The organism is Mycobacterium paragordonae, from assembly GCF_003614435.1.
Lineage (GTDB): Bacteria > Actinomycetota > Actinomycetes > Mycobacteriales > Mycobacteriaceae > Mycobacterium > Mycobacterium paragordonae.
In genome coordinates, this window is the sequence record NZ_CP025546.1 from 1,378,206 (window position 1) to 1,396,003 (window position 17,798).

Annotated in this window: 12 protein-coding genes; 6 read left to right on the forward strand and 6 right to left on the reverse strand. The window is 70.0% G+C overall.

Annotated elements, in window-relative coordinates:
• Positions 1-165 precede the first annotated feature (165 nt).
• Both C0J29_RS06510 and C0J29_RS06515 read right to left on the reverse strand, forming a co-directional pair.
• On the reverse strand, positions 166-1,947 hold the full coding sequence (locus C0J29_RS06510; RefSeq protein WP_120791813.1) for a PE family protein: 1,782 nt from the start codon (positions 1,945-1,947) through the stop codon (positions 166-168).
• Between the two features lie 209 nt (positions 1,948-2,156).
• Entirely contained in the window at positions 2,157-2,621 is a 465-nt protein-coding gene (locus C0J29_RS06515) for a tRNA (cytidine(34)-2'-O)-methyltransferase (RefSeq protein WP_120791814.1), read from the reverse strand.
• A gap of 155 nt (positions 2,622-2,776) precedes the next feature.
• Between C0J29_RS06515 and C0J29_RS06520 the strand changes: the two genes are divergently transcribed.
• The 6 genes from C0J29_RS06520 (at position 2,777) to C0J29_RS06545 (ending at position 9,236) form a co-directional block, all read left to right on the forward strand.
• Positions 2,777-4,483 (forward strand): alpha/beta hydrolase domain-containing protein, encoded by a 1,707-nt coding sequence (locus C0J29_RS06520; RefSeq protein WP_120791815.1) that lies wholly within the window; start codon positions 2,777-2,779, stop codon positions 4,481-4,483.
• 220 nt (positions 4,484-4,703) lie between these two features.
• Positions 4,704-7,328 (forward strand): sensor histidine kinase, encoded by a 2,625-nt coding sequence (locus C0J29_RS06525; protein WP_242460368.1) that lies wholly within the window; start codon positions 4,704-4,706, stop codon positions 7,326-7,328.
• Positions 7,325-7,756: a roadblock/LC7 domain-containing protein gene (locus C0J29_RS06530; protein WP_065132317.1), complete on the forward strand. Its 432-nt coding sequence runs from the start codon at positions 7,325-7,327 to the stop codon at positions 7,754-7,756. Before C0J29_RS06525 ends, C0J29_RS06530 begins: the two co-directional genes overlap by 4 nt.
• On the forward strand, positions 7,732-8,106 hold the full coding sequence (locus C0J29_RS06535; protein ID WP_065162452.1) for a DUF742 domain-containing protein: 375 nt from the start codon (positions 7,732-7,734) through the stop codon (positions 8,104-8,106). The genes C0J29_RS06530 and C0J29_RS06535 overlap by 25 nt, the downstream gene beginning before the upstream one ends.
• The gene (locus C0J29_RS06540; protein ID WP_065162453.1) at positions 8,087-8,680 is read left to right on the forward strand and encodes a GTP-binding protein; all 594 of its coding nucleotides are present in this window, start codon (positions 8,087-8,089) and stop codon (positions 8,678-8,680) included. The genes C0J29_RS06535 and C0J29_RS06540 overlap by 20 nt, the downstream gene beginning before the upstream one ends.
• 1 nt (position 8,681) lies before the next feature.
• Complete coding sequence (locus C0J29_RS06545; RefSeq protein WP_120791816.1) at positions 8,682-9,236, forward strand: pentapeptide repeat-containing protein; 555 nt, start codon at positions 8,682-8,684, stop codon at positions 9,234-9,236.
• Between the two features lie 2 nt (positions 9,237-9,238).
• Here C0J29_RS06545 and C0J29_RS06550 read toward each other — a convergent pair whose 3' ends face one another.
• Genes C0J29_RS06550 through C0J29_RS06565 form a run of 4 tightly spaced genes read right to left on the reverse strand, consistent with a single transcriptional unit; the run spans position 9,239 to position 17,731 of the window.
• The gene (locus C0J29_RS06550) at positions 9,239-9,961 is read right to left on the reverse strand and encodes an FHA domain-containing protein (RefSeq protein ID WP_120791817.1); all 723 of its coding nucleotides are present in this window, start codon (positions 9,959-9,961) and stop codon (positions 9,239-9,241) included.
• Between the two features lie 48 nt (positions 9,962-10,009).
• Positions 10,010-12,520 (reverse strand): ATP-binding cassette domain-containing protein, encoded by a 2,511-nt coding sequence (locus C0J29_RS06555; protein ID WP_120791818.1) that lies wholly within the window; start codon positions 12,518-12,520, stop codon positions 10,010-10,012.
• 16 nt (positions 12,521-12,536) lie between these two features.
• Positions 12,537-15,035, reverse strand: a complete 2,499-nt coding sequence (locus tag C0J29_RS06560; protein WP_120791819.1) for an ATP-binding cassette domain-containing protein — start codon at positions 15,033-15,035, stop codon at positions 12,537-12,539.
• 29 nt (positions 15,036-15,064) lie between these two features.
• Positions 15,065-17,731, reverse strand: coding sequence for an ATP-binding cassette domain-containing protein (locus C0J29_RS06565; RefSeq protein ID WP_120791820.1), 2,667 nt, complete (start codon positions 17,729-17,731; stop codon positions 15,065-15,067).
• Positions 17,732-17,798: the final 67 nt, after the last annotated feature.

Consider the following 17,798-nt stretch of genomic DNA (forward strand, 5'->3'; position numbering starts at 1 on the left):
CGCGCCGGCTTGCCGGCGCCCCCAAGCTGTGGCACGTTTCCCCCCTGCCCCCCAACGTGCCCTGTGGAAAGCAGGCTCGTGCGTATGCACGAGCCTGCTTCTGCATTTGGCGTGTACATACCTCAGTTACTGCGTCAGAAGCGCACCGTCGATGCCGGGTAAACATCAGCCCGGCATGCCGTCATCCCCGTTGCTGCCGTTGAAGGCGTCACCGCCGAGGCCATCCATGCCGGGAAAGCCGATTCGGGCGTTACCGTGGCCGCCGGTGGCGCCGTTGCCGGGAGTTCCGTGGGTGCCGCCGCCACCACCGGTGCCCGCGCCGCCGCCAATCCCTGTGGCGCCCAGCTGGCCGCTCAGCAATCCGCCGCGCCCACCGGTGCCGCCGTGACCGCCGTCACCCCCTGTCCCGCCATTTCCACCATGCCCGGCGTTTCCGCCGTCGCCACCGTCACCGCCGTATGAAAGGTAGTTTTGGCTGAAGGCGTTAGCGCCGGCGGTGCCGGCAACGCCAATGCCACCGGTACCACCGGCACCGCCCGTGCCTCCGATGCCGCCGTTACCGCCGCTGCCGCCGCTGCCCACCAGCCACCCGCCGGCGCCGCCCGCACCGCCCGACCCCCCGGCGCCCCCGTGCCCGCCGGTGCCGCCGGTGCCTCCGCTGCCGCCGTTACCGCCGTCACCCCCGACAGCGTTGTAGTAGACGGATGCGGCGCCGTTACCGCCCACGGTGCCGTTGAAGCCGCCGATACCGCCGGTACCGCCGATGTCGCCGGTGCCGCCGATCGCACCGTTACCGCCCGCACCGCCAATGCCGCCGTCGCCGATTAGCAAGCCGCCGCGACCCCCGGCACCGCCGGCTCCGCCGGCGCCCCCGGACTGGCCGTTGGTGCCGGCGCCGCCGTCGCCCCCGTTACCGCCGTTACCTGCGATAGCCCAGAGATTGGTCGCGGCGGTGCCGCCAGCACCTCCGGCGCCGCCGGTTGCGCCGCCATAACCACCGGTGGCGCCATTGCCGCCACCGCCTCCCTGGGCGAAATTACTTGTTGTGGCGTTGATATAGGCGTTGCCGCCGGCACCGCCGTCGCCGCCGTTGACGCCGACGCTCCCGGGCGTACCGTCGACGCCCTTCGTGCCGGAGACATTGCCGCTGGCGGGGTCGACGTTATTGCTGATGCCGTCGGCGCCGTTGAGGGCAGGGTTTGTGACGGGGGTGGGGTTGACGCCGTTGCTGCCGGTCAGGCCGTTGCCGCCGTGGCCGCCGGCACCCCCGGAACCCCATAGTCCGGCGATGCCCCCGGCGCCTCCGCTACCCCCCGCGCCGCCGGCGACGACAGCGTTTCCACCGGCGCCGCCGCTACCGCCGCTGCCGTATAACCAGCCGCCGGCCCCGCCGGTCCCGCCGTCCGCACCTGCACCGCCGTTTCCGCCCATGCCGCCGTTACCGATTAACCCCGCCGCACCGCCGTTACCGCCCGCAATTCCGGCGGCGGCACTGTTGTTATAACCGGCACCACCGTTGCCGTATAGCAAACCGCCGGCTTGCCCGTTGGGATTGATTGCGGTGCCGGCTGCACCGTCCCCGATCAACGGCCGCCCGAGCAGCGTCTGGGTGGGCGCATTGACCAGGTTCAGTGCGTTCTGCGCCAGCGCCTGCAACGGGGAGGCGTTGGCCGCCTCGACGGTGGGATAAGCGCCCGCGCTGGTGCTCAGCGTCTGCGCAAACTGATCGTGAAACGTTGTCATTTGCCCGGCGATCTGCTGATAGGACTGGGCATAACCGGAAAACAACGACGCCACGGCCGCCGACACCTCGTCGCCGCCGGCGGCCAGCAAATTCGTCGTCGCAGCGGCTGCGGACGAATTCGCGGTACGCAGTGCCCAGCCGAACTCAGCCACGTTCGCCGCTGCCGCCCCCACCCCCTCGGGGAGCACCATCACGTATGACATCGTCTTCCTCCCGGGTCTGCAAAGCGAAACGGTTACATTCGTAGCGCATGGCGAATGCAGCTGTTCGGTTTTCCATTCAGCCCCCAGCTGTTTCACAGGTGAACGGTGTCGCCGGAGGCCGACTAGCTACTGGTCTTTGCTGTCTGGCGCTACGGAGCCGCGAGCGGGGCGCTCCGCGACTTTCGACACCGGTCAGCGTTTAGCTCCGGCTAGACCGCGCCGTCGTATCCCTGCTGGCGCCAAGCCTCGTAGACGGCGACGGCCGCGGCGTTCGACAGATTCAGTGAGCGGCGACCGGCCAGCATCGGGATCCGCACCTGCGCGGTGATGTGCGGGTCGGCCAGCGTGCTCGCGTCCAGCCCGGTGGGCTCGGGTCCGAACATCAGCACGTCACCCGGTGCGTAGGCGATGTCGGCGAAGCGCGAAGTGGCCTGCGCGGTGAACGCGAACACCCGGGCCGGCGCCAGCGCCTGCCACGCCCGCTGCAGAGATTCGTGCACGGTGACCGACGCCAGGTCGTGATAGTCCAGTCCGGCCCGTCGGAGTTTGGGTTCGGACAGATCGAAGCCCAGGGGTTCCACCAGGTGCAGCTCGCAGCCGGTCGCCGCGGCGGTGCGGATGGCGTTGCCGGTGTTCGGCGCTATGCGCGGGGAATAGAAGAGCAGCCGGAACATGCGTCGATCATGGCAAAACGCCTGTCGCCCGCGAAGTCGACTGCGCGGCTTGCGAAATCCTTGCGCCTTTCTTGGCGTCGGCGCCAAGCCGTCTTCAAGAACTCGCCAAGGGCTCTGCAGAAATCTTGGGTCAGACCCACCGGGGAGGAGCCGAGATGTCAGTCGAGTCAGTTCAGGTGCACAACGTCTACCCGCACGCCGACAACCGCTACGAGAACGTGGAGGCGACGGTCACCTTCGCCGTCGACCCCGAGTACCAGGCGAACCTGCGCATCGCCGACCTGCGGCTGGCGCCCCGGGACGCCGACGGGCTGGTCCGCTTCGACGCCGACCTGCGCCTGCTGCGCCCGGTCGGCGGCGGCAACGGCAAGCTGCTGTTCGTGGTACCCAACCGCGGCGTCCCAACCAACGCGCCCTGGTTGAAGAACGGATTCCTGCTGGACCGCGGCTGGACCATCGCCTCCTGCGGCTGGCAGTGGGACGTGCAGCGCGGCCCGGCGATCCTCGGCCTGAGCGCGCCGCAGGCCGACGTGGAACCCGGCTTCATGCGCCTGGAGTGGCGCTCCGACGCTGTCCGCGACGACCACCCGCTCAGCTTCACGGCACCCGAAATCGAGTCGATCCCCGGCGCCGAGGCGCTGTTCACCTTCACCGCCTACCCGACCGCCGACGTCGAGGACCCGGCCGCCGTGCTGACCGTCCGCACCGCACCCGACGCCGAGCCCACCACCATCGCCCGCGACAAGTGGCGCTTCACCGACGAGACCCACGTCGCCCTGGACGGCGGCTTCCAGCCGTTCCACTGGTACGAGCTGGTGTACCGCAGCGCGCTGGCCCCGGTCGCAGGTTGCGGTTTGCTGGCGATCCGCGATGTGGTGTCGCACCTGCGCGCCGACGCCGACCTGGCCGTCGAGCACACCTTCGCCTACGGCGTCTCCCAGGCCGGCCGGCTGCTGCGCCAGTTCCTGTCCGACGGACTGAACATCGACGAGTCCGGGATGCAGGTTTTCGACGGCGTCTTCAGCGACTTCGCCAGCGCCAACCGCGGCGAGTTCAACCACCGCTACGCGCAGCCCTCCACCCCGGGCAGAAGCGGCGCCGAGGGCCCGTTCGGCAGCGCTGACCTGCTCGCCGCGCAGCGCGAACTGGGCGGCGTGCCCAAGACGATCTTCATCAACAGCGCCACCGAGTACTGGCAGGGCGACGGCGCGCTGGTGCACGTCGACCCGCAGACCGGCGCCGACCTGCCCGAGGAGGCCGACGTCCGTACCTACCTGCTGGCCGGCACCGACCACTTCGGCAGCAGCAAGATCAAGGACGCGCTGCCCGCCGCCAACCCGGTGCACCACCTCGACGTCACGCCGGTCGCCCGGGCCCTGCTGATCGCCCTGGAGGAGTGGGTTGCCGACGGGATCGAACCGCCGGCCAGCCAGGTGCCCCGGACCGCCGACGGCACCGCGGTGGCCCGCAAGGAGGTGCTGTCCGGCTTCGGCTACGCGAACACGCCGGCACCCGCCTGGTTGCCCTCGTCGGGACACGTCGACCTGGTGTCAGCGGTCGACGAGGACGGCAACGAATTGGCCGGGATCCGGCTGCCCGCCGTCGCGGCGCCGCTGGCCACCTACACCGGCTGGAATGCCCGCCGGTTCGCCGCGGACCTGCCCGACGTGATGTACGAGCGCATCGGCAGCAAGCTGGCCTTCCCGCCGGGGCGGCCGTCGGTGGCCGAGCGCTACGCCACCCGCGACGACTACGCCGCCGCCGTGGCCGCCGCCGCGCAGGCGCTGGTCGCGCAGCGGTTCCTGCTCGCCTCCGAGGTCGGCGCCGTGATCAAGAAGACGGTGGCCGACTACCCCGCCTGAGTTTGCCGGACCGTGACCTGGCTGCACGGTCCAGTTGCGGCGAACCTTATCTACTCAGTAACAATTGTGGAGACCCCGGCTGGCGGCTGTCATACTCGTCGAATTGCCAGGCATTTCACGCCCGCGGCCATCTGCCGGCGAATAAAGCAGCAGGAAGTCTCATGAGTCTCTCGTTTCGCGCGACGCCACCGAAGGGTGCGGCCGGCCCGGCCGCCAGCACGTGACCATGTTCGCCCGCCCGACCAATCAGGTCGCGGCGGCTCCTCCCGTCCCGCCGCCCGCCAGCCAGCCCAAGCCGGCCAAGCGCCCGCCGCGCTGGTCGCTGAGCAACTGGCCGGTGCGCTGGAAGGTGCTCGCGATCGCCCTGGTGCCGCTGCTGCTCGCGACGACGTTCGGCGCGCTGCGCGTGCAGTCGGAGATGTCCACCTCCGGCGACCTGCGCCTGGCCGCGGCCCGCACGAACCTGATTCCGACCATCACCAAATACATGTCCGCGCTCGACGTCGCCCTGCTCGCCAGCTCCACCGGCCGCGACGTGGAGGGGGCCAAGAAGAACTTCTCCGCCCGCAAGTACGAGTTGCAGACCCGCCTGGCCGACACCGACGTGATCCCCGACGTCCGCTCCGGAGTCAACACCCTGCTCAACGGTGGGCAGTCGCTGCTGGACAAGGTGCTCGATAACAGCATCGGTCTGCGGGACCGGATCACCACCTACGCCCCGCTGCTGCTGACCGCCGAGGACGCGATCAACGCGTCGGTGCACGTCGACAGCGAGCAGATCCGCGCGCAGGCGGAGGGCCTGAGCCGGGCCGTCGGGGCACGCGGGCAGATGACCATGCAGGAGATCCTGGTGACCCGCGGGGCCGACCTGCCCGATCCCCAGCTGCGCACCGCGATGATCACCCTGGCCGGCACCGAGCCATCGACCCTGTTCGGGATGAGCGAGGTGCTGGGCACCGGCTCACCGGCCGCCAAAGACCTGCAGCAGCAGATGGTGGCCCGGATGGCGATCATGTCCGACCCGGACAGCACGCTGGTGGACAACGCCGACCTGCTGCGCTCGATCCACACCACCCAGGGCATCGCCGAGCAGATCATCAACGACGCCACCGCATCGGTGACCAACTCGGTGCAGAACCAGGCGACGGCGCGGCGCGACGCGGCCGTCCGCGACGCCGTGCTGGTGCTGGTCGCCATCGGGCTGGCCCTGGCGGTCGTGCTGCTGGTGGCGCGCGCCCTGATCAAGCCGCTGCGGGTGCTGCGGGACGGGGCTCTGAAGGTCGCGCACACCGACCTCGAGGGCGAGATCGACCGGGTCCGGGGCGGCGCCGAGCCCGTCCCGCAGCCGCTGGCGGTGTACACCACCGAGGAGATCGGGCAGGTCGCGCACGCCGTCGACGAACTGCACACCCAGGCGCTGCTGCTGGCGGGCGACGAGGCGCGGCTGCGGCTGCTCGTCAACGACATGTTCGAGACCATGTCGCGTCGCAGCCGGTCCCTGGTCGACCAGCAGCTGTCGCTGATCGACCGGCTGGAGCGCAACGAAGAGGACCCCGAGCGGCTGGACAACCTGTTCCGGCTGGACCACCTGGCGGCCCGGCTGCGCCGCAACAGCGCCAACCTGCTCGTTCTCGCCGGCGCCCAGATCGGGCGTGACCAGCGCGAACCGGTTCCGCTGGCGACGGTGGTCAACGCCGCGGTGTCGGAGGTCGAGGATTACCGCCGGGTCGAGATCAGCGCGGTGGCCGACTGCACGGTGCTCGGCGGAGCCGCCGGCGGCATCATCCACCTGCTCGCGGAGCTGATCGACAACGCACTGCGCTATTCGCCGCCGACCACCCCGGTGAAGGTGTCCGCCGTGCGGGGCAGCGAGGGCGGGGTGCTGCTCCGCATCGCCGACGCCGGGCTGGGCATGACCGAGTCCGACCGGCGGATGGCCAACATGCGGTTGCAGGCCGGGGGAGAGGTCACCCCGGAGAACGCCCGGCACATGGGGCTGTTCGTGGTGGGCCGGCTCGCGGCGCGCCACGGTCTGCGGGTCGGGTTGCGGGGACCGGCGACGGGCGAGGCCGGCTCCGGGACGACGGCGGAGGTCTACCTGCCGCTCGCCGTGCTGGTCGAGGGCCAACAGCAGCAGCAACCCCCGCAGCGGCAGTTCTTCGCCGTGCGGCCCCCCGAGCCGGACCCCAGCGGGCCTGCCCTACCGGTCGTCGAGACCGGAACGTCGGTCACCTCCCTGCCGCGCCGCAGCCCCGGATCCAGCGGTATCACCGAGACCCCGGCGGCCGAGGCCCCCGAGCAGGCGCAGTCCAAGCGCCCGCTGCCCACGCCGTGGTGGGAGAAGGGCTCCGCACCGGCACAGGCGCCCGCTGCGCAGCCCGCCCAGTCCGGCGCGTCGGACACGTCGGCGTTCTTCGCACGGCGTCCGGCCGCCGCGCAACCGCCTGCCGCCAAACCCGAGCCGCCTGACCTCACCCCGTCGGGCCCGCAGGACGACGACGTCATCTACCAGCGCATGTTGTCGGAGATCATGGGTGACCAAGACCCCCACCAGCTGGTCGACAGCCCTGACCTGGACTGGCAAACGGTGTGGGACCGCGGCTGGTCAGCGGCCGCCGAAGCCGAGAACACGCCGGTGGAGTCCCGCACCGAGCACGGGCTGCCGATGCGCACGCCGGGGGCTCGTCTGGTGCCCGGCGCCGCGGAGGCCGACGAGCCGGCCGCCCCCAACGGCGGATTCCACGCCCGCGACCCCAATGCGGTCCGCACCTCGATCGCCAGCCATTTCAGCGGTGTGCGCTCGGCCCGCTCACACGCCCGCGACACCGGGGAAGGCGAGCAATGACCGTCCAATCGTCGTACAGCCCACTGGACTGGCTGGTGTCGAAATTCGTGCGCGAGGTACCCGGCGTGGCGCACGCGCTGCTGGTGTCGGTCGACGGGCTGCCCGTCGCGGCCAGCGAGCACCTGCCGCGTGAGCGCGCCGACCAGTTGGCCGCGGTGGCTTCCGGGCTGGCCAGCCTGGCCACCGGCGCCGCGCAGTTGTTCGAGGGCGGACAGGTGCTGCAGTCGGTGGTCGAGATGCAGAACGGGTTCCTGCTGCTGATGCGCGTCGGTGACGGCTCGCATCTGGCCACGCTGGCGATGCCGTCGTGCGATATCGGTCAGATCGGGTACGAGATGGCCATCCTTGTCGAACAGGTGGGCAACGTGGTGCAGTCCGCCCGCCGGGCCGAATCCGGACCGCAATGGACGAACGCGAGCCGGCGGTAACCGGCGGCCAGCCGAATCTGGTCCGGCCGTACACTTTGACGGCCGGGCGGACCGGCACCGACGTCGAACTGCCGCTGGAGGCGCCGGTGCAGACCCTGCAGGCGGGGTTGGTGCATGAGTGGCCGGCCGGGGACGCCCGCGGCAAGATCCTGCAACTGTGTACCGCGAGCCCGTCGGTCGCCGAAATCTCGGCCCGGCTGGATTTACCGGTGGGTGTTGCGCGCGTCCTGGTCGGCGATCTGGTCACGGCCGGTTACCTTCGGGTGCACAGGACCTTGACCGACCGTTCGACCCGCGATGAGCGGCACGAGCTCATAGGAAGGACCCTGCGTGGTCTTAGGGCACTCTGAGGCGCGCTTTGACCCCGGCGTGCACGACACCGCGTCGACGAAGATCGTGATCGCGGGCGGCTTCGGCGCGGGCAAGACCACCTTCGTGGGCGCGGTGTCGGAGATCATGCCGTTGCGGACCGAGGCGATGGTCACCGACGCGTCGGCGGGTGTCGACATGCTCGAGGCCACCCCGGACAAGCGCACGACCACCGTCGCAATGGATTTCGGCCGCATCACCCTGGCCGAGGACCTGGTGCTCTACCTGTTCGGGACGCCGGGCCAGCGCCGGTTCTGGTTCATGTGGGACGACCTGGTGCGGGGCGCGATCGGCGCGATCGTGCTGGTCGACGTGCGGCGGCTGCAGGACAGCTTCGCGGCCGTGGACTTCTTCGAACATCGCCGGCTGCCGTTCGTGGTCGCGGTCAACGAGTTCGAGGGGGCGCCGCGGTATCCGGTCGGGGAGGTGCGCAAGGCGCTGACCCTGCCGGATCACATCCCGGTGATCAGCGTCGACGCCCGCAACCGTCACTCGGCCCGCGACGCGCTGATCGCGGTGAGCGAATACGCGCTGGCCAGCCTGGCGAGCAGCTGACTTGGAGTGGACTGACCGCGAGTTCACCGGCGAGGATTTCCGGGATTTTCAGGACGGGGACCTCAGCCGGCTGCACACCGAACGCGTGGTGTTCACCGAGTGCGATTTCAGCGGGGTGAACCTGGCCGAGTCGCGGCACCGCGGATCGGCCTTCCGTAATTGTGTTTTTACCCGAACAACGTTGTGGCACAGCACTTTTGCGCAGTGCAGCATGCTCGGGTCGGTGTTCGCGCAGTGCCGGCTGCGGCCGGCGACGTTCGACGAGGTGGACTTCACCCTGGCGGTGCTGGGCGGAAACGACCTGCGCGGTGTCGACCTGAGCGGGTGCCGGCTGCGCGAAACGAGCCTGGTCGAGACCGACCTGCGCAAGTGCGTGCTGCGCGGCGCCGATCTGCGCGGCGCCCGCACCACGGGTGCCCGTCTCGACGACGCCGACCTGCGCGGCGCCCATGCCGATCCGACGCTGTGGACCAGCGCGTCGCTGACCGGTGCCAGGATCGACGTCCCGCAGGCGCTGGCGTTCGCACTGGCCCACGGTCTGCGGTTGGACGCCTGAGCTCAAAGGCCGCCGGTGCCGGCGGCGGTCTGCGGGACCAGGGTGTCGCCGGTGAAGTGCAGGTCGACGCTGCCGACGGTGACGACGTCACCCCGGCTCAGGGTGGCGGATCCGACCCGGACGCCGTTGACGAAAGTTCCGTTGGCGCTGCGCGAGTCCCGAATCTCGGTGCCAAGGTGCGTCGGCACCAGCAAGGCGTGGTGACGCGAGGCCAGCACGTCGGGCACGACGATGTCGTTGTCGCCGGCCCGCCCGATCGTCGCGCAGTGGTCGTCGGCCAGGACGGGCTGCGGCCGCGGCGCCGGGTGGCTCGATGGGGCGGGCAGCGGGGACTGCGGCACTGTCGGCGGGTCCATCACGGCTTGTCGCGCCTGCCGCACGCCGGGCAGCGTAGCGGTCGCCGGCGCCGCGCCGTCAGACGACCAACCGACGCCGAAGGTCAGACACGGTCCGGCCGGGTTGCCGACATTGATGCGCTGGCCGTCGCAGATGTCGATGACCCGGGCCCGCCGCCGGGCGACGAACGTGCCCTGCCGCGACAAGTCGATCGCCCGCCACCGGCCGTCGCCGAAGCGCAGCAGCAGGTGCCTGCGGGAGATCAGCGGGTGGGCGACGCACACGTCAGCCCGCAGATCACTTCCGACAATGACATCGTGACCTGCGGTGAAGATATGTTCCGCCCCGTGTGCCCGCACTGTGAGCACCGGCGGCGCCGCCGCATTCATCCCTGTGACAGATAGCCGCTGGCCGGCCGGACAAACATATGAAAAGGCTTAGCGCCGCAACCGGATCCGCCACCACACCACCGCGGAGTAGAAGACGGACAGCGCGGCCAGCATCGCCATGTCGAACAACCACGCGGGACGCGAATGGGTCCAGTGGCTGTCCTCGGGGCTGATCGATCCGGGTACCAGCTCGCGTAGGTTCACCGTCGCCGCCGACGCGCCGTAACCCCACCGGGCCGGCACCAGCCAGGACAGCTGGTCCAGGAACGGCCGGTTGGTCACCGGCACCACGCCGCCGGCCAGCACCAGCTGCAGCATCAGCGACAGCACCAGCAGCGGCATGATCTGCTCACCGGACCGGGCGACGGACGACAGCAGCAAACCGAGGACCGCCGAGGCCACACACGTCGCCGCGATGCTGACGAACAACTCGAAACTGGGGTTGCCCAGCAGCACCGCCTTCTGGGTGGGCGCGCCCTTGCCCAGCAGCACGATCCCGGTGGCGACCGCGGCCTGCAGGACCGCGAATGCGCAGAAGACGCTGACCTTGGCGCCGAGATAGGCCCAAGTCGACAGTCCCACGGCCTGCTCACGCCGGAAGATCGGGCGTTCGCCGATCAGGTCGCGGATGGTGAGCGCGGTGCCCATGAAGACCGCCGCGATGCTGAGCAGGTTCAGTATCTGGGCGGCTTCGTCGGGGGTGTTGCTGGTCGCTTCGGCAAACCCGAACCCGCGATCGCCGGGGACCGTCAGCGACAGCGCGCCCAGGATGAACGGCAGTACCGCCAGAAAGATGAAATAGGCGCGGTCGGCGATGACGAGCCGAACCTGGCGGCGCGCGATCGTCGTGAACTGGCGTGCCGCACTGGTGTGGGCGGGGGCGCCCAGCTCGCCCGGCGCCTGCGCCGCGGCCGGGACGACCGGCCGGCTGTGGGCCAGAAAACGCCGGTTGGCCTCGTCGGGGTCGGCTCCCACCTTGGCGAAGATGTGCGCCCAGTTGGTGGTGCCCATGGCCGCGCCGATCTGATCGGGCGCGCCGAGATACGCGGTCTTGCCGCCGGGGGCCATCAGCAGCACCTGGTCGCAGACGTCGAGGTAGGTCAGGGAGTGGGTGACCACCAGCACCACCCGGCCGGCGTCGGCGAGTTGCCGCAGCATGGTCATGACCTGCAGGTCCAGCGCGGGGTCCAGGCCGGACGTGGGTTCGTCGAGGATCAGCAGCGACGGCCCGGTCAACAACTCCAGGGCCACCGACGCGCGTTTGCGCTGGCCACCGGAGAGGCGGTCGACACGGGTGTCGGCGTGCTGGGTGAGGCCCAGTTCGTTGAGCACCTGGGCGATGACCTGCGCCCGGTCCGCCTTGGTGGTGTCGGGCGGCAACCGCAGCTCTGCGGCGTAGCCCAGCGCCTGGTTGACGGTCAGCTGGCGGTGCACGACGTCGTCCTGCGGGACCATGCCGATCCTGCTGCGCAGCGATGCGTACTCGGTATGGATGTTGTGCCCCGCGAAGGTCACCGCGCCGGCCCCGGGCCCGGCATCAGGACGCGAGTAGCCGGCGATCAGGCGGGCCAGGGTGGTCTTGCCGGCGCCCGAACCACCGATGATGGCGGTCAGCGTGCCCGGCCGTGCGGTCATCGACACCTTCTGCAGCAGCGCCTTGCCGTCGACGCTGAAGCTGACCTCGCTGACCTCCAGGCCGCCGGCTTGTGTGGCGGCCTCGGTACGCCGGACCAGGGTGCCGGCGCTGAAGGTCAGGTCGACGTTGCCGATGGTGACGACGTCGCCCTCGCTGAGTACCGCCGAGCCCACCCGGATGCCGTTGACGAAGGTTCCGTTGATGCTGTGGTTGTCCCGGATCTCGGTGCCCAGCGAGGTCGGAGCCAGGTAGGCGTGCCGGCGTGACGCGAGCACATCGGAGACGACGATGTCGCAGTCCTCCGCGCGCCCGATCCAGGCGGTGCGGCCGACCGGCGCGGCCAGGTTGTCCGGGGCGCCCAGCACGTTAATGCCGCGGGTCGGGACCTCCGACACCGTGGTCACCTCGCTCAGCCGGTTGGTCGGCGCGTCCAGCCCGGGATGCGCGGCCGGTGGTCCTTGCGGAGTGAGCGCGACCGGGTTCGGCGGGTGGCCGGGCGGCGGCGGCCGCCGGAAGACCCGCGGCGGTGCGCCGCTCGCCGGTTTCGGCCGCGGCGGCGGGCGTTCGGCGGCCGGAATCCGGTCGGTCTCCGGTATCAGCCCCACGATGTGCTGGTGGTGCTCGACCTCGAAGCTGACGCGCGGTCCGTCGGGCCGGGCGAGGTTGACCGTCAGGCCGTCGTGGATGTCAACCAGCGGCACCCGCTTGCCGTCCACGAAGATCCCGTTGGGTGAATTGTTGTCGATCGCGATCCAGCTGCCCTGTTCGAAGCGCAGCAGCAGATGCGCCCGGGCCACCACGGGATGGGCGACCCGAACCTCGGCGGCCATGTCGCTGCCCACGATCACGTCGCGTCCGGGGGAGAAGGTGCGCTGAATCTGACCGGCCCGAACGGTCAGCACGGGCTGCTGCGCTCGGGTCATCCCTTCACCCTAGGCGTCAGCGCCGCTTGAGCCGGATCCTCCACCACACGACGAGGCTGTACACCACCGAGAGAACGGCGAGCATCGCCATGTCGAACAGCCACGCCTGGCGTGAATGGGTCCAGTGGCTGTCCTCGGGGCTCAGTGAGCCGGGTACCAGCTCGCGCAGATTGACCGTGGCCGCCGATGCGGCGTAACCCCACCGGGCGGGAATCGCCCACGACATCTGATCCAGACCGACCCGGTCGGTCACCGGGATCATGCCGCCGGCGAGCACCAGTTGCAGCATCAGCGACACCACCAGCAGCGGCATGATCTGCTCGTTGGACCGAGCGACCGACGACAGCACCAACCCGACGACGGCCGAGGCCACACACGTGGCGGCGACCGTGGTGAACAGCTCGAAGCTGGGATTGCCCAGCACCAGCGCCTTCTGCGTTGGAGCACCCTTGCCCACGATGACGATGGCGGTGGCGATCGCCGCCTGCAGCACCGCGAACACGATGAACACGGTGAGCTTGGCGCCGAGGTAGGCCCACGTGGACAGGCCGACCGCCTGTTCGCGCTGGAAGATCGGGCGCTCCCCGATCAGATCGCGGATGGTCAGGGCGGTGCCCATGAACACCGCCGCAATCGACAGCAGCGTCAGGATCTGGGCGGCTTCGTCGGGGGTATTGCTGGTCGGCGAGGCCATTCCGAACCCGGTGTTGCCGGGCACGGTCAGGGCCAGGCCACCGAGGATGAACGGCAGGATCGCCAGAAAGATGAAGTAGGCGCGGTCGTTGACCACCAGCCGGACCTGGCGGCGGGTGATCGTGGAGAACTGGCGACGCACGCTGGTGTGCGCGGGGGCGCCGAGGTCGCCCGGCGCGGCGGCGGCGGGGGTCGGCGGCGGTTGCTTCTGGGCCAAAAACCGCCGGTTCGCCTCGTCCGGGTCCGCGCCCACCTTGGCGAAGATGTGCGCCCAGTTGGTGGTACCCATGACGTCGCCGATCTGGCCCGGCGGGCCCAGATACGCCGTCTTGCCGCCGGGTGCCATCAGCAGCACCTGATCGCAGACGTCGAGGTAGGTCAGGGAGTGGGTGACCACCAGCACCACCCGGCCGGCGTCGGCGAGTTGCCGCAGCATGGTCATGACCTGCAGGTCGAGTGCGGGGTCCAGTCCCGAGGTGGGTTCGTCGAGGATCAGCAGCGAGGGGCCGGTCAGCAGTTCCAGGGCCACCGACGCGCGCTTGCGCTGGCCGCCGGACAGGTTGTCGACCCGGGTGTCGGCGTGTTTGGTGAGGCCGAGCTCGTCGAGCACCTGCGCCACCACCTGGTCGCGGTCCTCTTTGCTGGTGTCGGGTGGCAGGCGCAGCTCCGCCGCGTAGCTGAGCGCCTGGTTGACCGTCAGCTGCCGGTGCACGACGTCGTCCTGCGGCACCATGCCGATCCGGCTGCGCAGCGAGGCGTACTGCTGATGAATGTCGTGGCCTTCGAAGGTCACCGCGCCCGAACTGGGCGTGGTGTTGCCGGCAATCAGCCGCGACAGGGTGCTCTTGCCGGCGCCCGAGCCGCCGATGATCGCGGTCAGCGTTCCGGGCCGGGCCGTCATCGACACGTTGTCCAGCAACCGGTTGTTGTTGATCGAGAAGATGATGTCGCGAACCTCGAGGCCGCCGGTCCGGGTCGCGGCTTCGGTGCGGCGCACCAGGATTCCCCCGACAAACGCCAGGTCTACATTGCCGATGGTGACCACGTCGCCCTCGGACAGGATCGCCGATCCCACCCGGAGGCCGTTGACGAACGTCCCGTTGATGCTGTTCAGATCGCGGATCTCGGCGCCGGCCGGCCCGGGTGACAACTGTGCGTGGTGACGCGACGCCAGCACGTCGGCGACGACGATGTCGTTGTCCGCGGCCCGACCGATACGCGCGGACGCGACCGGCCCCGCCGTTGCGGTGCTCGGGACCCGCACGGTGCCGGCGTGGGCCTGGGACACCGTTTCGTCCTGGGCTGCCGGCGCGGGCGGCCGCACGTTGGGCTGCGCGGCCCGGGTCGGCGGCTGCAGATTGGGCTGCGCGGCCTGGGTCGGCGGCTGGGGGCCGGGCTGGCGTGCGCTCCGGTCCACATCGGGCGGGAGCGTGGGAATGACCGTGGTGCGGGTGACGTCCTGTGGGGTGATCACCGGCACCCGTTCCGTCGGCGGCAACACGCCCACGTCGCCGCGGTAATGCCCGACTTCGAAGGTGATGCGCGGCCCGTCGGGCTGACCCAGGTTGATGGCCTGGCCGTCGCGGATGTCCACGCCCGGCACCCGCTTGCCGTTGACGAAAATGCCGCTCTGCGAATTGTTGTCGATCGCCAGCCAGCGTCCCTGATCGAACCGCAGCAGCAGGTGCGCACGGGAGATCAGAGGGTGTGCGACCCGCAGGTCGGCGCGCAGGTCGCTGCCGACGACAACATCGGGGCCCGCCGCAAACTCGCGGTGCGAACGGTCGGATCGGACTGTCAGCACCGGTGAGGTTGTATTCATCCGGACAGATTAAGCGGCGGAAGCCCGAACTAACGGCGCTTCAGCCGGATCTTCCACCAGACAATGCTGCTGTAGATGATGCACAACAGCCCGAGCATGGCCATGTCGAACAACCAGGCGCTCGCGGTGTGGTTCCAGTGCTGGTCTTTCGGGTCGGTCGGACCGGGAGTGAGACGGTGGGTGTCGATGGTTGACGACGCCGCCGCGTAACCCCACCGGGCCGGGGTGGCCCACGAAAGTTGGTCCAGGCCGGTGCGATTGGTCACCCAGATCATCCCGCCGGAGAACACCAGCTGAGACATGATCGCGGTGACCAGCAGCGGCATGATCTGGTCCTGCGACTTGGCGATCGCCGACAACGCCATGCCGAGGATCGCCGACGCCACACAGGTGGCGGCGACGGTGACGAACAGCTCGAATCGCACGTCGCCCAGCAACACCGCACCGGAAAGCGGTTTGCCCCAGCCGATTACCGCGATCGTGGTCGCGATGAAGGCCTGCATGATCGCGAACGCGCAGAACACCACGATCTTGGCGGCCAGATAAGCCCCGGTGGACAGGCCGACGGCCTGCTCCCGCTTGAAGATGGGCCGTTCGCCGACGAGGTCGCGAATGGTCAGGGCGGTACCCATGAACACCGCGCCGACGTTGAGCATGACCAGGATCTGTCCCGGCTGGTTGGGCGCGCTGCTGAGCGGGTCGGCCATGCCGAACCCCGTCTTGCCGCGCACGGTCAGCGTCAGCACGCCGATCAGGAATGGCAGCAACGCCAGGAACACCGTGTAGCCCCGGTCGGACACCACCAGCCGGACCTGACGGCGCGCGATGGTGGAGAACTGCCGGAATCCGTTGTTGTGCACCGGCTCACCGAGGTCGGCCGCCGGACTGGTTTGCGACGGCCGCTCCGGTTCCCGGTTTCCTTCCCGGAAGCGGCGGTTCGCCTCGTCGGGGTCGGCGCCCACCTTGGTGAAGATGTCGGCCCAGTTGGTGGTGCCCATCGCCTCACCGATCTGGTCCGGCGTGCCCAGGAACGCGGTCTTCCCGCCGGGCGCCAGCAGCAGAATCTGGTCGCACACGTCCAGGTAGGACACCGAGTGGGTGACCACCAGCACCACGCGGCCGGCATCGGCCAGCTGGCGCAGCATCATCATCACCTGCCGGTCCAGCGCCGGGTCCAGCCCGGAGGTCGGCTCGTCGAGGATCAGCAGCGACGGTCCGGTGAGCAGTTCGAGAGCCACCGACGCACGCTTGCGCTGGCCGCCGGACAGCTTGTCCACCCTGGTCTCGGCGTGCTTGGTCAGCTCGAGCTCCTCGAGGACCTGCGCGACGACCTGGGCCCGGTCAGCCTTGCTGGTGTCCGGGGGCAGACGCAGCTCGGCGGCGTAGCCGAGCGCCTGGTTGACGGTCAGCTGCCGGTGCACCACGTCGTCCTGCGGGACCATGCCGACCCGGCTGCGCAGGGAGGCGTATTCGGAGTGAATGTCGTGGCCTTCGAAGGTCACGTTGCCGGTGGTGGGACTGGTGTAGCCGGCGATGAGGCGCGACAGCGTGGACTTGCCGGCGCCGGACCCGCCGATGATCGCCGTCAGCGTGCCCGGCCGGGCGGTCAGGGAGATGTGGTCGAGCAGCTGCTTGCCGCCCTCGACGGTGAAGGTCACCGAATTGACTTCCAGGCCACCGGTTCGCGACGCCACCGCGGTGCGGCGGACCAGGGTGCCGCCGGTGAACGTCAGGTCGACGTTGCCGATGGTGACCAGGTCGCCTTCGGTCAGGATCGCCGACCCGACCCGCACCCCGTTGACGAAGGTGCCGTTGACACTGCTGTTGTCACGAATCTCCGCGCCCAGCGGCGTCAGCGTGAGGAACGCGTGGTGCCGGGAGGCGAGCACGTCCTGAATGACGATGTCGTTGTCAGTCGAACGGCCGATGGTGACCGAACCGGCCGGCTTCTCATGGGTGCCGGTTCCCAGCAGGGCCTGGAACATCTTGGTGGCGATGTTGCCCTGCTCCGGCGGCTTGGCGCCGACGGGCGGGCCCGGGGCGCGCATCGGCTGGCGCATGGGTGCCTGCGGTGTCGGCGGAGCCTGCGGTATGTGTGACGACGACTGCGGGTGCGGTGGTGGTCCACTCGACGGGTAGCCGGGCGGGGACCACGGAGCCCCGCTGCTCGGATACATCGGTTGCCCTGGCGGCTGGCCCGGCGGCGGCGGTGGCGGACCTCCGGAACCTTGCCGTCCCGGTAGCGGTCCCACCCAGGTGGCCTGCCGACCGCTCGGCGGCGGGGGATGGCCCGGCCCGGGTGGCATGGGACCGGACGGGCCGGCCGGGCCCGACGGCTGCAGGACCGGCAGCGATTCGGTTTGCGGCGGGCGTCCGGCCGGGCCGCGGTGCCGCCCGACCTCGAAGATGAGCAGCGGCCCGTCCGGGTTGCCGATATTGACCGTCTGGCCGTCGCTGATGTCGACGACGGGTACCCGGCGACCGTTGGCGTAGGTGCCGTTGAGCGAGTTGTTGTCGATAGCCAGCCAGCGGCCCTGATCGAAGCGCAGCAACAAATGGGCGCGCGAGATCAACGGATGGGTTATGCGCATGTCGGCGCGCAGGTCGCGACCGACGACCACGTCGTGGCCCGCCGCGAACGTGCGCTCCGACCCGTCGTATCGAACGGTCAGCGCCGGCGGGGCGGGTGGAGGCATCGCACCAACTTTAGCTCCTAAGTAACGGGTGCAGATGCCGCGGCAACCGGTGCGGCCGGGGTCGCGG